Raw genomic sequence first — 12,383 nt, forward strand, 5'->3', positions numbered from 1 at the left:
TTTCGTGAATGCTCGACCGCAATTTCTGAGCACTTTTTCGATCGGTCGGACACGCAATATGAGCTATTGACCGCCCGCGTTTTCCGGTGCTACGTTCCCCCTGGTTGAGACGTCGCGACTCTCTGTAGTAAGGCCAGCTCACGAGCGGTGCGCTCCCCGGGCGGATTCCCGATGATCCGCAATTTGACGCGCGCAGTCGCCGTATCACCACGGTTTAACCAAGGGAGAAATCATGGCCACATTCTTCAAGCGAAAGGCGACGGTGGTGGCGCTCGCCGCGCTGTCCCTCACCCTGGCTGGTGGAGGGATCGCCGCGGCCGCCCAGGCGGAGGCGCGACCCCAGCCCGGCGCCCGGCACAGCACCGCGCAGCCGCCGGTGACCGCCGCCGAGCGGCAGGCCGCCCGCGCCGCCATGCGGGCCACGCTGGCCCCGCCGGCCCCCGGTCAGGTCGCCTGGGCGGTCGTGTCGGCGAACGGGACGCTGCTGCAGCACTCCGGCAACGTGGTGTCCTCGCTCCGGTTCGTACCCGGCCCGGGCGTGTCCGCCGGGCAGTACCAGGTGCTGTTCGACTACGACGTGAGTCAGAAGTCGTACCAGGTGTCTATCGGGACGAACGACTCGGCGAACGTGCCGCCGGGCGGCGAGATCTCGGCCGCGCCGCGCACGCTGACCCCCAACGCGGTCTTCGTGCAGACCCGCAACTCCACCGGCGGCTTCGCCGACCGGCCGTTCCACATCCTGGTCGCCAACTGACCCGTCCGGCCGCGCACCGGCCTCCGCTGCGGCGGGGGCCGGTGTCGTGTTCCGTCCCGGTCCCGCCCGGACCGATGGGGTTCGCGCCGTTGCCGCCCGATCGGGGAGATGCTGCCCGTCCGGTTCGGCCACTGCCGGTCCGGGTCCGATAATCCGACGTTTGTCGCCGGTCCGGCCCGGGAAGCAAGCACCGTGACGGACATCTCGGACACCCTGGCCAGCGTGCCCAGCCCGGTCGATGCCGACGCGAGCGGCGTCGAGCTGGAACAGACCCTCGCCGAGGTCAAACGCGTGATCGTCGGGCAGGATCGGCTCGTCGAACGCCTGCTCACCGCCCTCATCGCCGACGGTCACTGCCTGCTGGAGGGCGTACCGGGGGTGGCCAAGACGCTCGCGGCGCAGACCCTCGCCACAGTGGTCGGCGGCACCTTCTCCCGGATCCAGTTCACGCCCGACCTGGTGCCCTCCGACATCGTCGGCACCCGCATCTACCGCGCCTCGACCGAGCAGTTCGACGTGGAGCTGGGACCGATCATGGCGAACCTCGTGCTCGCCGACGAGATCAACCGGGCCCCGGCCAAGGTGCAGTCGGCCCTGCTGGAGGCGATGGCCGAGCGGCAGGTCTCGATCGGCGGGCGGAGCTGGCCGGTGCCGGAGCCGTTCCTGGTCCTGGCCACCCAGAACCCGATCGAGTCCGAGGGCGTCTACCAGCTCCCCGAGGCGCAACGCGACCGCTTCCTCATGAAGGTCGTGGTCGACTACCCGAGCGACGCCGACGAGCTGGCCATCCTCTACCGGATGAGCACCGAGCGCCCCACCGCGAGCACCGTGCTCGACCCGATCCGGCTCCGGGAACTCCAGCGCCGCGCCACCGACGTCTTCGTCCACCACGCGCTCGCCGAGTACGTGGTCCGCCTCATCCTCGCCACCCGCGACCCGCAACGCTTCGGCCTGCCCGACATCGCGCCGCTGCTGGCGTACGGGGCCAGCCCCCGGGCCACGCTCGGCCTGGTGGCCGCCGCCCGCGCGCAGGCACTCATCCACGGCCGCGACTACGTCCTCCCCGAGGACATCCGGGACCTGGCGGTGGACGTGCTGGCGCACCGGCTCGTGCTCACCTTCGACGCGGTCGCCGACGGGATCTCCGGCGAGGACGTGGTGCGCCGGGTGATCGAGGCGGTGCCACCACCCCGGCTGGTGAACGGGCCCACCGAGGCGGCGCCGGACCTGGCGGCGGCATGACCGGCGCGGCCGAGCCCGGGCTGACCGACCTCGCGCCCGACCAGCGGCTGCGCCGGCTGGAGCTGACGGTGACCCGGCGGCTCGACGGCCTGCTGCACGGCCGGTACCGGGGCCTGCTGCCCGGGCCGGGCAGCGAGGCCGCCGGCAGCCGGGAGTACCGCCCCGGCGAGGACGAGGTACGCCGGATGGACTGGGCGGTCACCGCCCGGACCACGGTGCCGCACGTCCGCCAGGTCGACGCGGACCGGGAACTGACCACCTGGCTGCTCGTCGACGCCAGCCCCAGCATGGAGTACGGCACCTCCACGCTGGACAAACGGGAGCTGGCGGTGGCCGCTGTGGCAGCGATCGGCTTCCTCACCGCCGGAGTCGGCAACCGGCTCGGCGCGCAGGTGCTCACGCCCGACGGGCTGCGCCGATTCCCGGCCCGCAGCGGGCGTACCCATCTGCTCGGGCTGCTCCGCGCGCTGCTCGGCGCTCCGCGTACCGGCGACGGGCGGGACCCGGGCGGCGCGGGCGCGGCCGGCGCACGCCCGCCGGCCGCGGGGCCGGGCCTGGCCGACGGGCTGGACGGCCTCCAGCGCGTCGCCACCCGGCGCGGGCTCGTGGTGATCGTCTCCGACTTCCTCGACGAGCTGCCCGACGACCCGGACGCCGCGCCACCGCCCTGGGCGGCCGCGCTGCGCCGCCTCGCGGTACGGCACCAGGTGCTCGCGGTCGAGGTGACCGACCCGCGTGAGCTGGAACTGCCCGACGTCGGGCTGATCACGCTCGTCGACCCGGAGAGCGGCCGGCACCGCGAGGTGTGGACCGGCGATCCCGACCTGCGCGAGCGGTACGCGCGCGCCGCCGCCGAGCAGCGCGAGCAGGTACGCCACACGCTGCGCCGGGCCGGCGCCACCCACATGGCGCTGCGCACCGACCGGGACTGGTGCGCGGACGTGGTGCGGCACGTGCACGAGCAGCGCCGGCTGGCCACCGTGCCGGCCGCCGCCCGGGGAGGTGTCGCATGACCTGGCAGTCACCCGCCCGCCTCTGGCTGCTGCTCGCCGTCCTCGCGCTGGTCGCCGGCTATCTGGTGCTGCAACGGCGGCAGAGCCGGTACGCGGTGCGCTTCACCAACCTGCGCCTGCTGGACCGGGTCGCCCCGCGCCGCCCGGCCTGGCGCCGGCACGTGCCGGCGGGCCTGTTCCTGGCCATGCTGGCGCTGCTCGTGGTCGGGTTCGCCCGCCCCGAGGCGGAGGTGCGGGTCCCCCGGGAACGGGCCACCGTGATGGTGGCTGTCGACGTCTCCACCTCGATGCTCGCCGGTGACGTGGACCCGGACCGGCTGACAGCGGCCAAGGAGGCGGGCCGGCGGTTCGTCGACGGGCTGCCGGACGAGTTCAACGTCGGCCTCGTCGCGTTCGCCGGCAGCGCCGCGGTGCTGGTGCCGCCGAGCACCGACCGGGAGGCGCTGCACGACGGCATCGGGCGGCTGGCCGAGGGCATCACCGGCGTGCAGGGCACCGCGATCGGCGAGGCGATCAGCACCTCGCTGGGCGCGGTAAAGAGCCTTGACGCGACTGCCGCGAAGGACCCGCCGCCGGCCCGGATCATCATCCTCTCCGACGGCGCGAACACCTCCGGGATGGACCCGATCGAGGCGGCCGACCAGGCCGTCGCCGCCAAGGTGCCGGTGCACACGATCTCCTTCGGCACGCCCGGGGGTTCGGTCGACCGGGGCGGCCGGGCGATCCAGGTGCCGGTGGACGGGCAGACGCTGCGGGCGGTCGCCGAGCAGACCGGTGGCGGCTTCCACGAGGCGTCCACGACCGCCGAGCTGAAGGACGTCTACGAGGACATCGGCACCTCCGTCGGCTACCGCACCGAACGGCAGGACATCTCGGCCCGCTTCATCGGCCTCGGGCTGGTCCTGGCGATGGGCGCCGCCGCCGGCTCGCTGCGGTGGTTCTCCCGGCTGCCCTGACCCGCACACCACTACCGCACGACATGTGAGGAGCCAGGCATGGCAGTGCAGACCGGACTCGGCGAGCCACGCGGACCGTGGTTCGTCTCGCCGGAGCTGGACCCGGACGGGCGCGGCCACCGGGACGTACCCGGGGGCGGGCCGGAGGCCGGACGGCGCAGCCTGCGGCACCGGCTGCTGAGCGTGGCGGCGGTGGTGGCGCTCTCCACCGTCTCCGGCGCGGTGGCCGGCACCTGGGCGGCCGACCAGGGCTCGCCGGGGCCGAGCGCGGCATCCGCCGCGCCGGTGCCCGCGGAACTGGTCACCGCCGCCGGCAAGACGGTGCCCGGCGTGGTCTCGGTGATGGTCGGGGGCCGATCCGGCGCGTCCGCGTCCGGCTCCGGATTCGCCATCGACAACGAGCAGCACATCGTCACAAACGACCACATCCTGGCCCGCGGCGGCTCGGGCGCGGTGACTGTGGAGACCTCGGACGGGCGTCGCTTCCCGGCCGAGGTGGTGGGCCGGGAACCCGCCAGCGACCTGGCCGTGCTCAAGGTGCCCGCGTCCGCCGGGCTGCCGCCGCTGCCGCTGGCCAAGGCGAACTCGACCCGGGTGGGGGAGCCGGTGCTCGCGGTCGGGTCGCCGCTCGGGCTCGCCGGGACCGTCACGGCCGGTATCGTCAGCGCGCTCAACCGGCAGGTGCGGATCGGCAACGGCCGGCACACGGCGGTGCAGACCGACGCCTCCATCAACCCGGGCAACTCGGGCGGGCCGCTGGTGAACGCGCGCGGTGAGGTGGTCGGCGTGAACACCGCCATCGCCACCATCGACGGCAACGGGTCGATCGGCATCGGCTTCGCCATCCCGATCGACCAGGTCCAGCAGACCGCCGACACCATCATCGGCCGGGGCGGCTGAGTCACCGGGCGCGGTCTCCCGCGCGGGTTGCCTCGGCGCTTCGCGCGGCGCTGACCTGCACAAGCACTGCAAGATCGGTGCGAACTGTCGGATATCCGGCGTGGGATCATTGGGGCATAGAAATATTACGCTGAGTATGGATACTGGCGGAGGTGGAGCAAGCTGTCATTGCGGCCCTCCTCGTGATGGGCCTGATCATCGGCGCCGGTGTCGGCGCGTCCTACGCGCGTGCGAAACGCGGCTGGACGGACTACCAGACGATCCGGACCAGCGTGCCGGGCGCCCGCCGCAACGCCTGGCTCGCGATTCGCGGCGTGGTCGTCAAGCTCGCGGTGATCGCCCTGCTGCTGGTCGGCGCGGCCGCGTACGCGGCCTCGGGCGGCGGCGAGGAACGGGCCGGTCCCACCCCGAGCGCCACCCCCACCCCGAGTCACCGCGCCGGGCGCTAGCCTCGGGGAGTGGACGACGGACTGCGGGTGACCGACCGGCTCGTGGTGCCCGCAGTCGAGCTGCGGGAACGGTTCTCCCGGTCGTCCGGGCCCGGCGGCCAGGGGGTGAACACCACCGACTCGCGGGTGGAGCTGAGCTTCGACCTGGGCCGCTCGCCGAGCGTGCCGGAGACGTTGCGGGAACGGGCGCTGACCCGGCTCGCCGGTCGCCTGGTCGACGGCGTGCTGACCGTGACCGCCAGTGAACACCGCGCGCAACTGGCCAACCGGGAAGCGGCCCGGGAACGGATGGCGGCGCTGCTGCGCGAGGCCGTCGCCCCGCCGCCGAAGGCGCGCCGCCCGACCCGCCCCTCCCGTGGCGCCAAGGAGCGCCGGCTGGCCGAGAAGAAGCGTCAGTCCCAGCGCAAACGCGACCGCCGGGTGGACGGCGAGTGACCGAAAAACGGTTGGACCGCCCGGCGCGCCGACCGGAGAATTCCGCCCCGTGATCGACTTCTCCGTCAAGCCCACGCTCACCGGCGAGCGTGTGGCGCTGCGCCCGTTCCACGACGACGACCTGCCGGCGCTCGCGGAGATCCTGGCCGACCCGGAGGTGGTCCGGCTGACCGGCAGCCCGGCCGGCGAGACGTTCGAACCGGCCCGGTTGCGCGCCTGGTACGGCACCCGCAACAGCCAGGACGACCGGCTCGACCTCGCGGTGGTGGACCGGGCCGGCGGCGCCTGCGTCGGCGAGGTGGTCCTCAACGAGTGGGACCGGGCCAACGCGAGCTGCAACTTCCGCACGCTGATCGGTCCCGGCGGCCGCGACCGCGGCCTCGGCACCGAGGCGGTGCGGCTGATCGTCGGGTACGGCTTCGAGCAGCTCGGCCTGCACCGCATCGGCCTGGAGGTGTTCGCGTTCAACCCGCGTGCCCGGCGCGCCTACGAGAAGGTGGGCTTCGTCGCCGAGGGGACGCTGCGGCAGGTGCTGCGCGACGGCGACGGCTGGGTGGACGCCACTGTCATGTCGATCCTCGCTCCGGAGTGGAACCGGCACCGGGGGCACCCGGAGGGTTGAGCCGGAGGCGTCGAAGCGCTTCAATGCGTACGGGAGCTTCAGGGCCGTCACCGACCACCACGTCACAGTGACAGGAGTCCCTTCCGCATGTCCCGAAACCCCGTACGCGCCGCGCTGACCGCGCTCGCCGCGCTGCTACCGGTCCTCGCTCTCGGCCTCGCCCTCACCGCCACCACACCCCCGGCCGCCGCGGCGGCCACGCCGGTCCGCGTCATGCCACTGGGCGACTCCATCACCGGGTCGCCCGGCTGCTGGCGCGCCCTGCTCTGGAACCGCCTCCAGTCCACCGGCCACACCGACGTCGACTTCGTCGGCACGCTCGGGCCGCAGGGCTGCGGCGTGCCCTACGACGGCGACAACGAGGGCCACGGCGGCTACCTCGCGACGAACGTGGCCAACCAGAACCTGCTGCCCGGCTGGCTCGCCGCCACCCGCCCGGACGTCGTGCTCATGCACTTCGGCACCAACGACGTGTGGAGCAACATCGCGCCCGCCACGATCCTCGCCGCGTACTCGAAGCTGGTGGACCAGATGCGGGCCGCCAACCCGGCCACGACCGTGCTGGTCGCGAAGATCATCCCGATGAACCCGGCGAGCTGCCCGGAGTGCGGCCAGCGGACCGTGGCGCTCAACTCGCTCATCGACGGCTGGGCGGCCGGGAAGACCACGGCCGCCTCCCCGATCGTGGTGGTCGACCAGTGGACCGGGTTCAGCACCGCCGCCGACACCTACGACGGGGTGCACCCGAACGCGGCCGGGGACCAGAAGATGTCCGACAGGTGGTACCCGGCGCTGGTCGCCGCGCTCGGCCGCGCCACGCCCGGCCCGACCACGTCCCCGACCGTCAGCCCCACGCCGTCGCCCACGCTCAGCCCGTCACCGACGACCAGCCCGTCGCCCACCGCGAGCCCGACGTCGGCGCCCGGCGGCTGCACCGCCACCTGGCGCCTCGCCGGTCAGTGGCCGGGCGGCTTCCAGGGGGAGGTGACAGTGCGCAACGACGGCGCCGCGCCGATCGCAGGCTGGACCGTGCGCTTCCCGCTCGCCGGCGGACAACGGATCAGCCAGGCGTGGAGCGCCGACGTGACGCAGAGCGGAACCACTGTGACCGCCCGGAACGCGAGCTGGAACGGCGCGCCGCCGCCGGCCGCCCAGACCACGTTCGGGTTCCTGGCCGAGGGAACCGCGCCGAGCCCGGCGCTGACCTGCGCGCCGAGCTGACCGTCGCGTGCCGGCCGGCCCCGCTCAGCGGTGGTCGGCCGGCACCGCCCGGTCCAGCGCGGCCAGCAGCCGGGCGCGCAACCCGGCGGCACGCTCGGCGAACCCGCGCTGCGCGGCGGCGTACTCGGCCCGGCCCTCCGGCGTCTCCACCGGCACCGGCGGGTAGCCCAGGGCGGCCAGGTCGTACGGGCTGGCACGCATGTCCAGCGTCCGGATCTCCCGGGCCAGCTCGAAGCAGTCCGCCACGAGTTCCGAGCAGACCAGCGGCGACAGCTTGTACGCCCACTTGTAGAGATCCATGTTGGCGTGCAGGCAACCCGGCTGCTCCAGCGCGTGCTGGCTGTCCCGGGTCGGCTGGAGCACGTTCAGCGGGCGGGCCGGCGCGGTGAAGAACCGGAACGCGTCGAAGTGGCTGCACCGCACGCCGCGCTCCTCGACCACCGCCGCCGTCGCCGCCGGGCTCAGCCGCAGCGGCCAGGAGTTGTGCCGTACCTGCTCCTGGGTCTGCCGGTAGACCATCGCCCACTCGTGCATGCCGAAGCAGCCGAACTGCGCCGGGCGTCCGGCGGTCGCCGCCAGCAGCGTACGGATCCAGGCGATCGACTCGGCGCGCCGCGCGCGTACCCGATCGGTATCGAGGGTGAGCCCGGCGGCGCAGGCGGTGTAGTCCGGGCCGAAACCGGCCGGGTCGGCGTCGCGCAGCGTCACGCCCGCGCCCGGGTGCCAGCGGCGCAGCTGGGCCGGCCGGTGCGAGTAGTAGGTGAAGAGGAAGTCCTCCACCGGATGCTTCACGCCCGCCCGGCGGCGGCCGAGATGCGGCGTCAGCCAGGCGTCCACCCGCTGCTCGTGGGCGGCCCGGCGCGCCTGCCAGTCGGCGACGTCGAGCGCGGGGGCGAGGGCGGCGGTCACGCACCCCAGGGTACGACCGCCGCCCGTCGCCGGGTCACGGCACGTCCACCCGCACGCCCGCGGAGAAGACGCCGCTGCGCAGCTCCAGCCGCTTCGGCGGCTCGTCGCCGCGCATCGTGAACACCAGTGGCAGCAGCACCCGCCGCCCGGCGGCCACCGGCTGGGAGAACACGTCCCGGCCGAGGTTCGCCACCCGGGTCGCGTCCTCGTCGGCGGCCACCCAGTTCCCGCTCGGCAGGTACGCGCGCTGCAACTGCCCGTGCCAGGTCTGGTCCTCGTTCGTGACGTTGCGCACCCCGACCGTGGCCAGACAGGGGCGTCCGCCGCCGGGCGCCGCCGGCAGGACGTCCGCGCCGCAGCTCACCCGGTAGACGGTGAACTCGAACGCGGTCTCCCGCAGCGGCTGGCCCAACGCGCCGGTGACGCTGCTGCCCACCCACGCGCCGCTCGTCGGCTGCTTGGTGGTGTCCATCGCCGCCACCCGCTGCGTGGCCGACCAGGCCGCCGCGCCGACCACCCCGGCCAGCACCGCCGCCGCCACGCCCACCACCAGCCAGACCGGCGGCCGGCGACGGCGGCTCGCGGGCGCCGGCACCGCAGTACGCGGATAGACCGTGCCCCGTTCGGCCGGGCTGCCCTGCCCCGGGACGCCGCTTCCCGGCGCGCCGGCACCGGCGGACATCGCCCCGCCTCCGGACAGGCCGGTGCCCGCCGTCGCGGCCGTGCGCCGGCGGCGGCGCCACAGGGCCCACCACAGCACGCCCGCGGTCACCACCAGCAACGCGGTGAACGCGGCAAGCAGCACCGGTGGCCGCCGCCAGGCCGGGGCGGCCGTCACCTGCGCCGCCGGGGCCGTCGCGGCCCCCACCCAGGTCGCCGTGGCGCAGTCGTACGGGCGCGTGCCGTCGGTGCCGTAGACGCAGGTGGGCGCGGTCACCGACCGGCCCGGGCCGGGAACCGACAGCGCGGTGTGCAACGTGGTGGTGCTCTTCGCCGGCAGGCGCAGCCGCCACGTCACCTCCCCGGCGTTGGACCCGGCGGGCCGGGTGGTCCGCCCGCCGCCGGTCACCGTGGTGGCCCGCGACCCGCTCGGCAGCTCCTGCCGCACCATCGTGTCGACCGGCGCCGTGCCGGCGTTGCGGACCTCGATCCGGTAACCCGGCGCCGGAGTGCCCGCCGCGCCGACCGCCACGCTCACCGGCGGCATCGACGGGCGGACCGGCGCCGGGCCGGTGGTCGGCACCGCCGGCGGGACCGCCGGCACGCCGGTCGGGATCGGGGTCGCCCCCGCGCCGGGCAGGGCGACCGGGACGGCGGCTGCGGCTGGAGCCGGTCGGGCGGGGGTTTCGGCCGCGCGGGGCGTCGCCGGGGACAGCGCCGGTACGGCGGCGATGACGCCGAGGCAGTTCACGAACACTGCCAGGGCCTTGTGGTGTCGTCTCGATGCAGGCATACCAACGAACCTCCGGAACCGAAGCTATGGGCCGGGCCCCGCCGGGCGGGTACGAAGCCGCCATTCCCGCCCCGTCCGGCGCGATCCGGCGTACCCTGCCGCTCTCTCGCCGGTCCCGGCGCCGGCGGGCGGCGAGGGGTGCGGCGCGGGCCGCCGGGCGCGCTGCCTGCCGGTGTCCGACGGGCGCCGCGCGGGCGGGGATAGATTGGCCGGGTGCGTATCGCTCGTTTCGCTCATGCCAAGGGAATGTCGTTCGGGGTCGTCGAGGGCGAGCCGGAGGCCGGGCCGCAGGGCCTGACCATCGCCGAGATCGAGGGCCACCCGTTCGGGCAGATCCAGTTCTCCGGCGCCCGCTGGGCGCTCTCCGACGTCCGGCTGCTGTCGCCGATCCTGCCCAGCAAGGTGGTCTGCGTCGGCCGCAACTACGCCGAGCACGCCGCCGAACACGGCAGCGAGGTGCCGAAGGAGCCGCTGCTCTTCCTCAAGCCGTCCACGTCGGTCATCGGTCCGCGCGACGCGATCCGGCTGCCGATCTTCTCCAAGCAGGTCGAGCACGAGGCGGAACTCGCCGTGGTGATCGGCGCTCCGGGCGCCCGCCGGGCCGACCGGGCCGCCGCCGAGCGGGCCATCTTCGGCTACACCTGCGCCAACGACGTCACCGCGCGGGACCTCCAGCGCTCCGACGGCCAGTGGACCCGCGCCAAGGGCTTCGACTCGTTCTGCCCGATCGGGCCGTGGATCACCACCGGGCTCGACGTGAGCGACCTGGAGATCCGGTGTGAGGTGGGCCGCAACCCGGAGGAGATGGAGGTACGCCAGCTCGGCCGGACCAAGGACATGGTGTTCGACGTACCGGGCCTGGTGTCGTACATCTCGCACGTGATGACGCTGCTGCCCGGCGACGTGGTCCTGACCGGCACGCCGGCGGGGGTTAGTCCGCTCACCGAGGGGGATACGGTCACCGTGCGGATCCAGGGGATCGGGGAGCTCAGCAACCCGGTGGTCCCTGTCGCCTGATTCGCTCCGATGCCTCGTTTCCGCTGGTCAGGTGGGTTTCGAGGGGTTGGATTTGGCCTGTCGGCACCGGGAGGGTAAAGTTCATTCCCGGCGCCGCAAGGGGCCAATGGGGTATGGGGTAATTGGCAGCCCGACTGATTCTGGTTCAGTTAGTCTAGGTTCGAGTCCTGGTACCCCAGCGCAGCCGCGGGTTCGAAAGAGCTCGCGGACGCTGGATTCCGGCAGCCCACGCTGGCGGAGTGCAATGAAGGTTCTGGCCCCGTCGTCTAGCGGCCCAGGACGCCGCCCTCTCAAGGCGGTAGCGCCGGTTCGAATCCGGTCGGGGCTACAGCACCGACAGCCCGTCCCGTTTCCCCGGGGCGGGCTTTCTGCTGTCCGGGCAACGTTTTCCGCGTGCGGTGGGGGTGACCCCCGCGGCGCGGTGCCGGACGCGATGCCGCTAGACTACTGCCACGCCACCCGGCAGGGCGGCGAAGCAGGAAAAGTGCCTGGCCCCGTCGTCTAGCGGCCCAGGACGCCGCCCTCTCAAGGCGGTAGCGCCGGTTCGAATCCGGTCGGGGCTACGTCACCGAACGGCCCGTCTCGCTACGCGAGGCGGGCCGTTCGCATTCCCCGCCCCACCCCGTTGATCATGAAGTTAGCGGCAGTCTGGGAGATCAAAAATGCCGCCAACTTCATGATCAACGCGAGAGGGGGGTGGGGGTGGGTGGGTCAGAGGCCGGAGAGGCGCTGGCCGGCTCGGACGACGGCCATGGCGTGGCGTTCTCCGGGGCGGCGGCCGAGGCGCTCGATCGGGCCGGAGATGCTGATCGCGGCGATCACCCGGCCGGTGCGGTCCCGGATCGGCGCCGAGACGCTCGCCACACCAGCCTCCCGCTCCGCGACGCTCTGGGCCCAGCCGCGCCGCCGTACCTCGGCCAGCGTACGGCCGGTGAACTTGGAGCGGGGGAGCAGCGGCATGACCGCCTCCGGCGGCTCCCAGGCGAGCAGGATCTGCGCCGCCGACCCGGCGGTCATCGGCAGCACCGAGCCGACCGGGACGGTGTCCCGCAGGCCGCTGGCACGCTCGGCGGCGGCCACGCAGATCCGCTCGTCGGCGCGCCGCAGGTAGAGCTGGGCGCTTTCGCCGGTGGCGTCCCGTAGCGCGGCGAGCAGCGGCTCGGCGGCGGTCAGGAGCACGTCCGGGGCCGCGTTCGCCAGCTCGCCCAGGCGTGGACCCGGGCGCCAGCGCCCCTGGGTGTCCCGGACGAGCATCCGGTGGATCTCCAGCGCCTGTGCCAGCCGGTGCGCGGTGGCCCGGGGCAGCTTGGTGCGTTCAACGAGTTCGGCCAGGCTGGCGCCGTCGACGCAGGCGGCCAGGATGACCACCGCCTTGTCGAGAACGCCGACACCGCTCATACTGTGTCCCACAA

The 12,383-nt window shown here is 73.9% G+C and carries 13 protein-coding genes and 3 tRNA genes; 13 read left to right on the top strand and 3 right to left on the bottom strand.

Translation table 11 applies throughout. The features are described from left to right. Positions 1–232: 232 nt before the first annotated feature. The 9 genes from BAW75_RS14355 (at position 233) to BAW75_RS14395 (ending at position 7,592) form a co-directional block, all read left to right on the top strand. Complete coding sequence (locus tag BAW75_RS14355; protein WP_064447004.1) at positions 233–754, top strand: hypothetical protein; 522 nt, start codon at positions 233–235, stop codon at positions 752–754. Between the two features lie 192 nt (positions 755–946). Continuing rightward, positions 947–1,996 carry an AAA family ATPase gene (locus BAW75_RS14360; RefSeq protein ID WP_043325980.1) on the top strand — a complete coding sequence of 350 codons (1,050 nt, stop codon included), beginning with the start codon at positions 947–949 and terminating at the stop codon, positions 1,994–1,996. Continuing rightward, the gene (locus tag BAW75_RS14365) at positions 1,993–3,009 is read left to right on the top strand and encodes a DUF58 domain-containing protein (RefSeq protein ID WP_104113888.1); all 1,017 of its coding nucleotides are present in this window, start codon (positions 1,993–1,995) and stop codon (positions 3,007–3,009) included. The genes BAW75_RS14360 and BAW75_RS14365 overlap by 4 nt, the downstream gene beginning before the upstream one ends. Further along, entirely contained in the window at positions 3,006–3,965 is a 960-nt protein-coding gene (locus BAW75_RS14370; RefSeq protein ID WP_104113889.1) for a VWA domain-containing protein, read from the top strand. Before BAW75_RS14365 ends, BAW75_RS14370 begins: the two co-directional genes overlap by 4 nt. 39 nt (positions 3,966–4,004) lie before the next feature. Then, positions 4,005–4,865, top strand: coding sequence for a S1C family serine protease (locus BAW75_RS14375; protein WP_064447007.1), 861 nt, complete (start codon positions 4,005–4,007; stop codon positions 4,863–4,865). Between the two features lie 152 nt (positions 4,866–5,017). Then, positions 5,018–5,314, top strand: a complete 297-nt coding sequence (locus tag BAW75_RS14380) for a hypothetical protein (RefSeq protein WP_043325976.1) — start codon at positions 5,018–5,020, stop codon at positions 5,312–5,314. Positions 5,315–5,323: 9 nt separating this feature from the next. After that, positions 5,324–5,749 carry an alternative ribosome rescue aminoacyl-tRNA hydrolase ArfB gene (gene arfB / locus BAW75_RS14385; RefSeq protein WP_104113890.1) on the top strand — a complete coding sequence of 142 codons (426 nt, stop codon included), beginning with the start codon at positions 5,324–5,326 and terminating at the stop codon, positions 5,747–5,749. Between the two features lie 49 nt (positions 5,750–5,798). Continuing rightward, a complete protein-coding gene (locus tag BAW75_RS14390; protein WP_064447008.1) occupies positions 5,799–6,371 on the top strand; it encodes a GNAT family N-acetyltransferase in 573 nt (190 codons plus the stop codon). Positions 6,372–6,458: 87 nt separating this feature from the next. Then, on the top strand, positions 6,459–7,592 hold the full coding sequence (locus BAW75_RS14395) for a cellulose binding domain-containing protein (RefSeq protein ID WP_104113891.1): 1,134 nt from the start codon (positions 6,459–6,461) through the stop codon (positions 7,590–7,592). A 24-nt stretch (positions 7,593–7,616) separates the two neighbouring features. Here the strand turns inward: BAW75_RS14395 and BAW75_RS14400 are convergent, their stop codons facing one another. Both BAW75_RS14400 and BAW75_RS14405 read right to left on the bottom strand, forming a co-directional pair. After that, complete coding sequence (locus BAW75_RS14400) at positions 7,617–8,501, bottom strand: hypothetical protein (protein ID WP_043325971.1); 885 nt, start codon at positions 8,499–8,501, stop codon at positions 7,617–7,619. Positions 8,502–8,535: 34 nt separating this feature from the next. Next, positions 8,536–9,954 (bottom strand): hypothetical protein, encoded by a 1,419-nt coding sequence (locus tag BAW75_RS14405; protein WP_104113892.1) that lies wholly within the window; start codon positions 9,952–9,954, stop codon positions 8,536–8,538. Between the two features lie 213 nt (positions 9,955–10,167). Here BAW75_RS14405 and BAW75_RS14410 point away from each other — a divergent pair, with 213 nt between their 5' ends. The 4 genes from BAW75_RS14410 (at position 10,168) to BAW75_RS14425 (ending at position 11,534) form a co-directional block, all read left to right on the top strand. After that, on the top strand, positions 10,168–10,971 hold the full coding sequence (locus BAW75_RS14410; RefSeq protein WP_013284528.1) for a fumarylacetoacetate hydrolase family protein: 804 nt from the start codon (positions 10,168–10,170) through the stop codon (positions 10,969–10,971). A 107-nt stretch (positions 10,972–11,078) separates the two neighbouring features. Next, positions 11,079–11,150, top strand: a tRNA-Gln gene (locus BAW75_RS14415). A 76-nt stretch (positions 11,151–11,226) separates the two neighbouring features. Beyond that, a tRNA-Glu gene (locus BAW75_RS14420) sits at positions 11,227–11,299 on the top strand. A 162-nt stretch (positions 11,300–11,461) separates the two neighbouring features. Beyond that, a tRNA-Glu gene (locus BAW75_RS14425) sits at positions 11,462–11,534 on the top strand. A gap of 148 nt (positions 11,535–11,682) precedes the next feature. Here BAW75_RS14425 and BAW75_RS14430 read toward each other — a convergent pair. Beyond that, on the bottom strand, positions 11,683–12,369 hold the full coding sequence (locus tag BAW75_RS14430; protein WP_013284529.1) for an IclR family transcriptional regulator: 687 nt from the start codon (positions 12,367–12,369) through the stop codon (positions 11,683–11,685). Positions 12,370–12,383 lie beyond the last annotated feature (14 nt).

It is taken from the genome of Micromonospora chalcea, assembly GCF_002926165.1.
Classification (GTDB): domain Bacteria; phylum Actinomycetota; class Actinomycetes; order Mycobacteriales; family Micromonosporaceae; genus Micromonospora; species Micromonospora chalcea.